The sequence below is a fragment of the Methylorubrum zatmanii genome (genome assembly GCF_014845115.1).
Lineage (GTDB): Bacteria > Pseudomonadota > Alphaproteobacteria > Rhizobiales > Beijerinckiaceae > Methylobacterium > Methylobacterium zatmanii.
In genome coordinates, this window is record NZ_NKUI01000158.1 from 1 (window position 1) to 11,045 (window position 11,045).

General features: G+C 63.5%; 9 protein-coding genes and 2 pseudogenes. 7 read left to right on the forward strand and 4 right to left on the reverse strand.

Annotated elements, in window-relative coordinates; translation table 11 throughout:
* Window positions 1–444 precede the first annotated feature (444 nt).
* Entirely contained in the window at window positions 445–828 is a 384-nt protein-coding gene (locus tag MZTS_RS18590) for a hypothetical protein (protein ID WP_192284974.1), read from the reverse strand.
* 900 nt (window positions 829–1,728) lie between these two features.
* Entirely contained in the window at window positions 1,729–3,849 is a 2,121-nt protein-coding gene (locus MZTS_RS18595) for a UvrD-helicase domain-containing protein (protein WP_246482176.1), read from the reverse strand.
* Between the two features lie 13 nt (window positions 3,850–3,862).
* Here MZTS_RS18595 and MZTS_RS18600 point away from each other — a divergent pair.
* Window positions 3,863–4,555: pseudogene (locus tag MZTS_RS18600) on the forward strand (acrylyl-CoA reductase family protein); the annotation flags it as partial.
* Window positions 4,556–4,590: 35 nt separating this feature from the next.
* On the opposite strand, the gene MZTS_RS18605 reads toward MZTS_RS18600, so the two are convergent.
* Window positions 4,591–4,896 (reverse strand): ArsR/SmtB family transcription factor, encoded by a 306-nt coding sequence (locus MZTS_RS18605; RefSeq protein ID WP_003607199.1) that lies wholly within the window; start codon window positions 4,894–4,896, stop codon window positions 4,591–4,593.
* A 221-nt stretch (window positions 4,897–5,117) separates the two neighbouring features.
* Between MZTS_RS18605 and MZTS_RS18610 the strand changes: the two genes are divergently transcribed.
* The 6 genes from MZTS_RS18610 to MZTS_RS18635 all read left to right on the forward strand — a co-directional run bounded on the left by MZTS_RS18610 (window position 5,118) and on the right by MZTS_RS18635 (window position 10,528).
* Window positions 5,118–5,576, forward strand: coding sequence for an NAD(P)-dependent oxidoreductase (locus tag MZTS_RS18610; RefSeq protein ID WP_192284975.1), 459 nt, complete (start codon window positions 5,118–5,120; stop codon window positions 5,574–5,576).
* Window positions 5,577–5,922: 346 nt separating this feature from the next.
* Window positions 5,923–7,413, forward strand: a complete 1,491-nt coding sequence (locus MZTS_RS18615) for an aldehyde dehydrogenase family protein (protein ID WP_192284976.1) — start codon at window positions 5,923–5,925, stop codon at window positions 7,411–7,413.
* A gap of 67 nt (window positions 7,414–7,480) precedes the next feature.
* On the forward strand, window positions 7,481–8,605 hold the full coding sequence (locus MZTS_RS18620) for an alkene reductase (protein ID WP_003606534.1): 1,125 nt from the start codon (window positions 7,481–7,483) through the stop codon (window positions 8,603–8,605).
* 103 nt (window positions 8,606–8,708) lie between these two features.
* The gene (locus tag MZTS_RS18625; RefSeq protein WP_246482177.1) at window positions 8,709–8,990 is read left to right on the forward strand and encodes an ArsR/SmtB family transcription factor; all 282 of its coding nucleotides are present in this window, start codon (window positions 8,709–8,711) and stop codon (window positions 8,988–8,990) included.
* 2 nt (window positions 8,991–8,992) lie between these two features.
* A complete protein-coding gene (locus tag MZTS_RS18630; RefSeq protein ID WP_003606532.1) occupies window positions 8,993–10,000 on the forward strand; it encodes an LLM class oxidoreductase in 1,008 nt (335 codons plus the stop codon).
* 99 nt (window positions 10,001–10,099) lie between these two features.
* Window positions 10,100–10,528: a LysR family transcriptional regulator gene (locus MZTS_RS18635; RefSeq protein ID WP_246482178.1), complete on the forward strand. Its 429-nt coding sequence runs from the start codon at window positions 10,100–10,102 to the stop codon at window positions 10,526–10,528.
* Window positions 10,529–10,657: 129 nt separating this feature from the next.
* Here the strand turns inward: MZTS_RS18635 and MZTS_RS18640 are convergent.
* Window positions 10,658–10,825: pseudogene (locus MZTS_RS18640) on the reverse strand (IS701 family transposase); the annotation flags it as partial.
* Between the last annotated feature and the right edge of the window lie 220 nt (window positions 10,826–11,045).

Genomic DNA, 11,045 nt, shown 5'->3' on the forward strand with positions numbered 1-11,045 from the left:
AGCCCGCCCCGTCCCCGGTGCCGTCCGAGGTGGTGCACGACCACAGCGGCGGGCAGCGGGCCTTCGTGACCCACCATGCGATCCGCCGGTTCTGCGAGCGCGTGCTCGGGCTCGGCGAGGAGGCCCTTGAGGGCGTGGGCGACCGCGAGGCGGTGGAGGCACTGCGGAACCTCGGTATGCCTACGAGATCTGCCACAGGCCGGGGTTCTTTGATGGAGTGGCCGCCCACTTGGGGCATCGGGGATCTGCCGGGACGGCGGGGCCGCGAAGGTGCGCAGGGGCCAGGTCGTGACGCATGAGCGCGCCGCCCTGGGCTGCGAAGCGCTCCCGATTGAAGAAGCGTCGGGAGACCGAGCATTGTGTCATCCCGGCAGCCATTGGCGGCCCTGCTCGCAAGCTGTCCCGCGCTTCACTCAGCCGCATAAGAACCCGCAGCGCGAAAATTCAGCTAAGAAGTTCGGCCTCTATGTTTTCGTGACACCAAATTGCCCCAAAGGGAGTGGTAACCTCTATGTGAAAGAGGTCAACTTGTCCAGATTTAAGGAAATACATCAGTCCTTTGTCTTTTATTTGTCCATCTATTTCGCAAATAATGTAATCGCGCTTGTCGTATCCATCTTTCGAGGACCACGGCTTGATGCCGATATATTTTAGAACCCGGCCTTGGTAGTCGTCCTCATGTCCGATCATGTCGCTCGGAGAGAGACGATCCTGCTCCGTCTTCGTCGGCGCGAGTGCCAACTTGGCTTCGGCCCACGCGCTGCGCATCGCGGCAGCAAGGTGAGCCCGTGCCCGCTCGCCAACTGCGAATGCCGCCTCCCGAGCCATCTCCCATGCTCGGCGCATTATCGCACCTAGGTCATACCGGCCCCGCTTCGACATCATGCAAATCCCAGCAAATCCACGAGTGAGAGCGAGCCTCTTGCTAGTTTGTCCAAATGTCCAGGCAGGCAACCATGGTCGTGTTCAAGCAAGCATGCCTGGAGGAGGCAGGGAATGTGAAGTTTGCTAGGTGATGGCTGATTCATGGCCTTGGAACGGGCGAGGAACCGGTTGCCAGCCCCAAAGTCTGAGCCGTTGGCACAAAGTGCCAATTGACCTGAAATCCGGTGAGTGAGGCTCTATCGCGCTTCCCGTGGCCCACGGTTTAGGTTCGGGCGGGACATGAAAATGATCGGTTATCCACAAGATCCTCGCATCTTACGGCTTGAGCTTTTATGCTGGGCCGGAAGGGCTGTTGAGCAGTGCAGCCCTCGTTGCAACCACAGGCCTTCGGGGCAGTCAGGTGTATGGTGCGGGGCGCCTCCGGCGCCCCGCCCGTGCCCGACAGCAAGCTGCTTTGAACGTCAGCGGCAATTCCAGGTGTGCGCGTCTTCGAGGATCAGAGCTCGACGCACCCTCGGGTCGATGTGGCCACCCCTACCCAACATGTGGTTGTGGCTGTACTTGAAGAGCCACCGCGGCGTGATGCGCGGGCCTCCCAGGGAGCGGATCTTGGCGCACCACTGGTCGCTTCCCCCCTGTTTGATCACCGCTTTCGCACCCATGACCCCTCATCGCGCGGGGAGCGCGGTTGCCGAGGCCTCCAAGCCTTGGCGAGATGGGTGACCAAAGACTCCACCTTTGGGCTCAAAAGCCGGCGGGAGGTATGCAGCGCCCAGAGTTCGGTCGGCGGACCCGCCGACTAACCCCAGCATGTCCCGAGGATACCCGCGGGCGGTGCCGGCCTCAGGCCGGCGTGACGGAGACGACGTTCCCGTCGGTCACGAACACGATCAGGCCCAGACGCGCGCCGGTCGCGGCGAGGTAACGCGCGACCTGCGCGCGATAGCCCAGGAGTGCATCCTTCCCCGGGGCGACGTCGCTCTTCCAGTCAACGACCACGTCCGGCTGTCCGCGCTCGTCGCAGGCCAGTGCATCTGCCACGCCCGCGGTCGCCCGCTCCTCCTCGTCGAGGGCCTCGTAAGCGTAGACCGGCACCTCCGCGCGGAGGCGTTCGCGGATGCCCGCGACCTGCGGGAGGGCGAGCGCCCTGGCGACGCAGGCCGCGATGTCGGCGGGATCGAGCGCGGCAGGCCGGCCGTCCTCCCCGTACGGACCCAGGTGCCCCGCGAGGAAACGGGCGCGGGCCTCAAGCCCGTCACGCTCATCAAGCTCCCCGGTGAGGATTTCCTCCAAGAGCTTGTGGATGACCGTGCCTCGCTCCCGGCCGCCTTGCAGAGGCGCCGATACCGCTTCGGTCGGAACGGGCAGCGGCTCGGAGCCGGCGTCTTCGAACCCCGGCACCGGGGCGTCGTCCCGGCTCGGCACGATCCACGTTAGCCGCCGATGGCGCGCGACCGTCGCCGCCTCCGAGGCGAAAACCTCGCGCGTCTGTTCGTTCAGCGTCTCCGTCATGGCCGCCATCGGCCGGAGCGGAAGCCGTTCCAGATCGATGGCGGGGACGGCGTCGAGGCCGAGGGCGATCACCGACGCCCACGAGGTCCGGTCGGACGGCTCGGGGAAGCGCGGCAGCACGAGGGTCTCGCGGGCCCGCGTGGCCGCGACGTACCAGAGCCGCACCCGCTCGTTGCCGGCCTCGCGGCGTTCGCGGTCCAAGGCATCCTCGTACCCGGCCGGGCGGACCCCGAAGACCGGGCAGTACAGGCAGTTCGCCGGTCGGTCGACGAGGGCTCCGCTCACGGCCTTCGTCCTGGTCGAAGTGTTGATCGGGATAACCACGGGCCACTCAAGGCCCTTGGACGCGTGCATCGTGAACAGGGAGACCGCCGCCTCCTGGGCGTCGGGCCTCCCCTCGACCGTGCGCGTTCGCCCGTCCCAGGCCGCCTTCATCGCCCTGGCGAAGGCGCGCAGGCCGCGCACGGCGTAGGGGCGCGACATCTCCAAGAAGATATCGACGTTCGCCAGTGCGCGCTCGGCGTGGCCGTCGTGCCGTTGCCGGACGACGGGCCGAAGCCGGATCGCGTCCACCGCCTGGCTCAGGATGTCGTGTGGCGTCGTGCCGAGCGCCTGCCTCGCCAGGACCTGCAGGCGCCCGATGACCTCCCGCGCGACCGGGTGGGCGACGTGCGCGACGTCGAGGCCGAGTCGCAGCTTCTGCCGCGCGTCGGGTCGCTCGGGGTCGCGCGGCAGGGCGTCAACCAGGTCGAGCAGTTCCTCGTCGGTGAGGCCCACCGCCGGGCCGCGCAGGAGCGCCCCGAGGGCCAGGGTGTCGCGAGGGTCGGCCAGGACCCGCGTCAGGGCGATCAGGTCCTGGATCTCCTGCCTGCGGAAGAACCCCTTCCCCGCCTGGGTCGACACCGGGATGCCCCTGGCTTCCAGGGCTTCCTCGTAGCGCCACAGGTCGCTGCCGCTCGGCGCGAGGAGCGCGATGTCGCCGGCCTGGAGGATCCGGGTCCCGTTGCGGCTGCAGGTCACGAGACGGTGGCCGATCAGGCGCGCGCATAGGTCCGCGACGGCTTCCGCCTCGGCGTCGCGAAGGGCGTCGGCGCTGCGCTTCCCGTCTCCCTCCGCCGCTGGGATGTCGAGGGCGGCGACGCAGGGACCCCGGTCGTGGTCATCGTGGAACGGGTCGAGGGCGACGTAGCCCGGTTGCCCCTCCACCTGCAGCACCTCGCGGAAGCGGTTGTCCACGAAGGCGAGGATCGAGCGGCAGGACCGGAAGTTCGTCGAGACGGAGATCACGTCATCCGGCGACTTGGCGCGGATGCAGTCGCGCGCCTGCACGTAGGTCGACACGTCTGCGCCCCGGAAGCGGTAGATCGCCTGCTTCGGATCGCCGACGAGGAAGAGCGCGCCGGGCCGCAGCACGCGGTCGGTCCAGGTCGCGCCGGCCGCGTCGGCGGGCAACTCACCGCACACCTATGCGGAAAAGAGCCGAGTGAAAGGCAATTGGCTGGTGCCGCTACCGGACGGCCTGACGCCTGCCGAAGCGATGGCGATCGGCACCGCGGGCTATACCGCCATGCTCAGCGTGCTTGCCCTTGAGAAACATGGACTGAAGCCGACTGACGGGCCTGTCGTCGTCACAGGTGCGGCCGGTGGCGTCGGCTCGGTCGCGATTGCCCTGCTCGCCAAGGCTGGATGGCACGTCATCGCGTCGACGGGCCGGGCCAAAGAGGCGGACTATCTCAAAAGCCTCGGCGCGACCGAGATCATCGATCGCAACGAACTCTCTGGCGCCGGGCGGCCACTGGGCAAGGAGCGCTGGATCGCCGGCGTCGATTGTGTGGGATCGCATACTCTGGCCAATGTCCTGTCGATGACCAGATATGGCGGTGCCGTCACCGCATGCGGCCTCGCGCAGGGGATGGATCTCCCTGCCTCGGTGGCGCCCTTCATCCTGCGCGGTGTCTCGCTGCTCGGCATCGATTCCGTCATGTGCCCGAAGCCGCGTCGCGTTGAAGCCTGGGCACGCCTTGCGACCGACCTCGATCGCGGCAAACTTGCCGGGATCACCTCGACCATCCGTCTGGAAGATACCATCGCGGCCGGAGCCGACATTCTCGCGGGGAAGGTGCGCGGGCGTCTGGTCGTTGAGATCGATCGGAACTGATCAGATGGGGATGGAGCGGCGCCGGAGCGCGCCGCTCAGATCAGGTCGCGCAGTTCCTTCAGGAGGGCCGCGATATTCTCCTCGTGGCGCTTGTAATAGGTCCAGGGTCCGATGCGCTGCGAGGTCACCAGCTTGGCGCGCTGCAAAGCGGTCAGGTACAGAGAAACGGTGGACTGGGACAGGCCAGCCTGTTCCTGAATGATGCTCACGCAGACGCCAACCTGCTCAGGATCAACGTCCTGTTCAGGGTAACTTTTTCGCGGGTCCTTGAGCTTCGCCAGGATTGCGAGCCGGGCGGGATTGTCCAAGGCCTTGAGTGCTTCACTGATATCGATGCTCATGTTCGTTTATATAATTATATTTTGCAATATTGCAATATCTCACTAGCCATCCGGGCTCTGATGCCGCCAGGGTGCTGGAGTGGCAAGCGTTTCGGTTTCTGGCTTTGCCGAATGGCCGCGTTGAAGGCGACTAATGGACATATTCGTGTCGCGCCAGTCGACATCGATGATCCCGTTCGATTACCGCCGCTGTCGAGGGCTGCACGATCATCGTCAATGCCGTGCGCCTGCGTGGCGAAATTGAGCCGAGTGCGGTTCTCGATTTCCACGAGCGTATCATGAAGTCCGTGGCGGACCTTGGGCAGGAGCTTTCGATCCAGGTCGTCATCGTCGGTGGGGCCGGCACGGTGCGATTGCCGGACGGCCACCGCTTCTGGCAATCTCCATCCTTTCCGCCGGTCACCCTTCCGCGCGGCCGTGCCCACGCCCTGTTGCGCGATCACCTGGAGGAGCGTGAGCACGCCTATGGATGGGCGTATCTGGTGCCGCCTCCGCGCTTCGATCCCGAGGGGCCACGCACCGGCCATATCGCCCGCTGGCCCGCACAGAGTGATGAATCAGATTTCCTGCGATCCTCGCCCAGCTACGCGGATTTTGCGCAGGCCGTGCGGCAAGCCGCACTGACGCCATGGCAAGGCGTCTGTCTGGTGGGTCGGAACGACACCGGGCAGCCGGCTTGAAGTCTCATTTCAAAACACGACCCAGGCAATGAAAGTCAGGGTCATTCCCTCGCAGCAACGCATTGCGTCCCGATCCGACGACATGGCGGCCCTCCGCGGTCGGCTGCCCCGATCTTCGAACGTGGCAATGATTGAGGGGGCACTGAAGGCTTGTCGCTCGGGACAAGAATGCTGGACGGTCGGTCGGGAGGATAATTTGCCTATGATATTCAGATGCATACCCGGATTTCTGAGTACGGCGAGGCTCTCAACAGACCCTGCATCGCAACATCGCGATATTGACATTTCTCGATATAACTCTACTTTGTCAGCATCACTCCCGCACCAAAGGAGATGCACAGTGCTGATGCTAAACAAAACCGCAGCGACCTACGCTCCCGATGATAGCTATGGTCATTTCATCGACAACCAATGGGTCGATGGCGAAAATGGCGAGACGATCGAGAGTATCAATCCCGCCAATGGCGCCTATCTGACGCGCACCCCGAACGGCACGGCCGCCGATGTCGATCGCGCCGTCCAGGCCGCTGCCCGCGCCTTCCAGACCTGGCGCAAGACCTCGGTGACCGATCGAGCGAATGCGCTCCTCAAGATCGCCGATCTGTTCGAGGCCGATGCCGAACGCTTCGTCGTTCTCGAGAGCATGGATGTCGGCAAGCCCGTCCGCGAAGCCCGGCTCGACGTGTCGCTCGCGATCGACCATTTCCGCTATTTCGCCGGCGTGATCCGCAGCCATTCGGACGAAGTGGCGATGATCGATGAGCAGACGATGAGTCTGACGATCAACGAACCGATCGGCGTCGTCGGGCAGGTCATTCCCTGGAACTTCCCCCTGTTGATGGCGGCCTGGAAGATCGCGCCGGCGATCGCGACGGGCAACACGGTGGTCATCAAGCCGTCCGAGATGACGCCGGTCACGATCCTCGAACTCGCCAAGATCTTCGCCCAGGTGCTGCCGGCCGGCGTGGTCAACATTGTCTCGGGCACTGGTGCCGTGGCCGGGCAAGCGATCCTCGACCATCCTCAGGTCGCCAAGCTGGCCTTCACTGGCTCGACCCGCGTCGGTGGGATTGTGGCGGAAGCCGCCGCCAAAAAGCTCATCCCCGCGACGCTCGAATTGGGCGGCAAGTCCGCCAACATCGTCTTCCCCGATGCCAATTGGGATCGCGCGGTGGAGGCTGCCGCCCTGGGCATCCTCTGGAACCAGGGTGAGGTCTGCGAGTCCGGCGCCCGGCTGTTCGTCCATGAATCGATCTATGATCGCTTCGTCGATGAACTGAAGGAGCGGTTCGAGAAGGTCCGCGTCGGCGATCCGCTTGATGAGAACACCCAGATGGGCGCGCAGGTCAGCCAGACCCAGACCGACCGCATCATGGGCTATATCAAGCTCGCCACCGAAGAAGGCGCGCGCATCCTGACCGGCGGCAGCCGTCTGACCGGCAGCGGCTATGACGCCGGTTTCTTCATCCAGCCGACGATCATCGTCGATGTCCGCAACGACATGCGCGTCGCCCAGGAGGAGATATTTGGCCCGGTGGTCGTCGTGCTGCCGTTCAAGGACGAGGATGAGGTCATCGCGCTGGCCAATGCGTCGGACTATGGCCTGGCCGGCGGCGTCTGGACCCAGGACATCAACCGGGCGATCCGGGTGGCGCGCGCGGTAGAGACGGGCCGCATGTGGGTCAACACCTATCATGAACTTCCGGCGCATGCCCCGTTCGGCGGCTACAAGAAGTCGGGCATCGGCCGTGAGACCCACAAGTCCATGCTGGACGCCTACAGCCAGAAGAAGAACATCATTGTGAGCCTCAACGAGGCGCCCTTCGGACTGTACTGAAATCCAGTGGTTGCAAGCATTTTACTGCCTTGCACATCTATAAATCGCGATATTTAGGAGTAATGAAATGAAGAACTCGGTTCTTTTCGACAGCGTTGGATTAGGTCCGTACACCCTGCGCAATCGGATCGTCCTCCCGCCGCTCACGCGTTCGCGCAGCTCGCAGCCGGGAAATATCCCCAACGACCTCATGGCCGCCTATTACCGTCAGCGCACCGGCGCCGGGTTCATGGTGACCGAAGGTACGCAGATCGAGCCTCGCGGCCAGGGCTATGCCTGGACGCCGGGCATCCACAGCCCGGAACAGATCGCGGGATGGCGCAAGGTGACCGACACGGTGCATGCCGAAGGCGGGATTATTTTCCTCCAGCTTTGGCATGTAGGCCGTGTTTCCCATACCTCGCTGCAACCGGGGGGAGCAGCGCCTGTCGCGCCGTCGGCGATCGCCGCGAACGCCGTCAAGGTGTTCATTGAAACTGGCCCCGGTGAGGGCGCATTGGCAGAGCCGTCAATTCCTCGCGCGCTGACCACCGCAGAGGTCAAGGAGCTGGTGCAGCTCTATGCGCAGGCGGCACGCAATGCGCTCGAAGCCGGTTTCGATGGCGTCGAGATCCACTGCGCGAACGGCTATCTGGTGAACCAGTTCATATCCGCCCACACCAACCGGCGCGACGACGAATATGGCGGTTCCCTGGAGAACCGCCTGAGGTTCCTGCGTGAAGTGACGCAGGCGGTCGCCGATGTCGTCGGCAAGGATCGGGTAGGGGTGCGATTTGCGCCGTTGTTCGCGACCACCCAAGAGGATCGCGTCTATCTCGGCCTCGTCGAGGACGATCCCCACGCGACCTATATCGAAGCCATCAAGGTTCTCGAAGACATCGGGATCGCCTACGTCTCGCTCGCCGAAGCTGACTGGGACAATGCGCCTGAACTGCCTGAGACATTTCGCGAGGATGTGCGGAAGAATTTTAGCGGCAGGGTGATCTATGCCGGAAAATATACCGCAGAGCGCGGCGTGCGGGTGATCGAGTCTGGCTGGGGCGACCTGATTGCATTCGGCCGTCCCTTCATCGCGAACCCTGATCTGCCCAAGCGCATCGCCAACAACTGGCCGCTGACCCCGGTAGATCCGGCAACCATGTATGGCGGCACCGACAAGGGCTACACCGACTATCGCACCTACCAGTCGTGAGCTTGCGAGCCGCGTCCGGACCTCTGGACGCGGCTCGCGCTTCCGCCTGCGGCCGCCGGGAACAAGATGGCGCGTACCGATCAATACGAACGTCAGCGATACATTGAAGGCTCTGGATAACCCGACCCGCCTCGCAATCCTCGGCTGGTTGAAGAACCCTCGCGAGAATTTTCCGGGGCAGGAAGTCGATCCCGAACAGGTCGGTGTTTGCGTGAGCGCCATCCAGGAACGGGTCGGCCTCTCCCAGTCGACGGTGTCCCTGTATCTGGCGTCGTTGCAGCGCGCCCGACTGGTCACATCAAAGCGTGTCGGTCCCTGGACCTATTACAAGCGCCATGAGGAAAACATCTCGACCTACCTAGAAAACCTTGAAGCCCTGATTTGACGATGCGCGTGCCGGAGAAGCTAACCATCAAGGAAATAAAGATGTATCAGCCCAATACTATTCCCTACCAACAGCATCGCGGGTTCCGCTACACCTTCAAGGCTGGCCATCTTAGCCTAGGGCTATTCTTCCCTATTGAGGCGTTCCAGGGCGATGCTCCGGCCATGCTCAGCCAGGTCGAGCTGGCCAATTGCGCGGAAGAGCTTGGCTTCTCCACGCTCTGGTTCCGGGACGTACCCTTGCGCGATCCGAGTTTCGGCGACGTGGGACAGGTCTTCGATCCGTGGGTCTATCTCGGCTTCATCGCTGCCCGGACCTCAAGGATCGCACTCGGGACCGCATCGATCGCGATCCCGCTGCGCCATCCGCTTCATACGGCCAAAGCCGCCGCGAGCGTAGACCGGCTGAGTGATGGTCGCCTGCTCCTGGGAGTCGCCACAGGCGATCGCCCGGTGGAATTTCCCGCCTTCGGCGTGGACCCGGACCAGCGGGGCGACGTCTTCCGTGAAAATCTCGACATTATCCGCCGAGTGCAGAGCACCAGCTTCGAGCCGTTACAGTGGAGCCGTGGCCTGCTGGCAGGCGCCGACCTGATCCCGAAGCCTACCACGAACGAAATCCCCTTCTTCGTGACGGGGAACAGCCGCCAATCCCTGGACTGGATCGCGCGGGAGAGCAGCGGATGGATGACTTACCCGCGGCCGCCCCAGGCACAGCAACTGTTCGTGCAGAATTGGCGGGAGTCGGTCAAGGCGCAGGTCGGCGAGACCTACAAGCCGTTTTTTCAGTCGCTCTATATCGATCTCGACGCACATCCGGCCACGCCCCCGTCACCGATCCACCTGGGCTTCAGGCTGGGACGCGACCATCTGCTGACGCTTCTGGAAACGCTGGAAACGATTGGCGTCGATCACATCATCCTCAACCTCAAATATGGCCGCCGCCCCGCCCCCGAGGTGGTCGAGGAGCTTGGCACCTACGTCGTGCCCCGTTTCAACGCGCATCTTTAAATCATGGCGCCACGACAGCCGCCTTGCCTGATGACGCAAACGCCCGTCGTCACCAAGGTGCGGCAAGTTCATAATGGGATAGGTATGCGACGACATAGAATGAACAGGCAGAACGAAGCAGTAACAACATTCCCTAGATTTCTAAGTGGTCGATTTCCGATGACGGCTCTCATTCAAGTCTTAGCCGTTGCGGAGCATTTGAGCTTTCATCGGGCTGCCAGAGTGCTTGGCGTCAGCCAATCTAGCGTCAGTTCGAGGGTCAAAGCGCTGGAGGACGAGCTTGGTATCGTGCTTTTCGACCGCAACACGCGCGGAGTTCGTGTAATCGCGGCAGGACGCCGCTTTTTGGATCAGGTGCATGAAGCCCTGGGAATTCTGGACCACGCCGTCAAGATGGCGCGGACGCAAGCGCGCGGCGAAGAGGGAGAACTTAGCATTACAGTTGCGTTTTTGAATAAGCAGCTAGAGGGCTCTTCTTGCTTGGCTTTCTGCGCCGCCCCCGTTTTGCATCTACGGTCCGTCGTTTGAGATGGGCTTGGCGAGCGGCGGCCTGATGGGCCCGTCGCCAGAGCGACCAGGCGACGACGTGAGAGGGTTGGATGCGCCGCTGTGCCAGTCGCACGGCGATGCGGCGGATTTCCTGAACGGACCAGCGGATCAGGGGCCGCGCCGATACGTTCGGATCCTGCTTTTTGGGGGCGGCGCATTGGCATGGTGGCGGATCACCGCCAGCAGGGCGAAGGCCATCATCACCAGACTGACGTGCCGGTGCCAGCCGTGCCAGGAACGGGTTTCGTTGTGATCGAGCCCGAGTTGAGTGTGCGCGCGCAGGATGGCGGCCTCGGCGTGACCTGACCGGCTGGCTTTGGACCGGGTTGATTGAGAGGATCAGCCAGGACTGAAGGAGCTGGACATGAAGCGAGGTCAGAAGACGGGTGCGGAGCAGGTGGTGCTGAAGCTGCGCCAGATCGAGGTGCAGACGGCTCAGGGTAAGAGTTTGGCGATAGCGTGCCGGGAGGCGGAGATCGAGCTATGCGGGAGATTG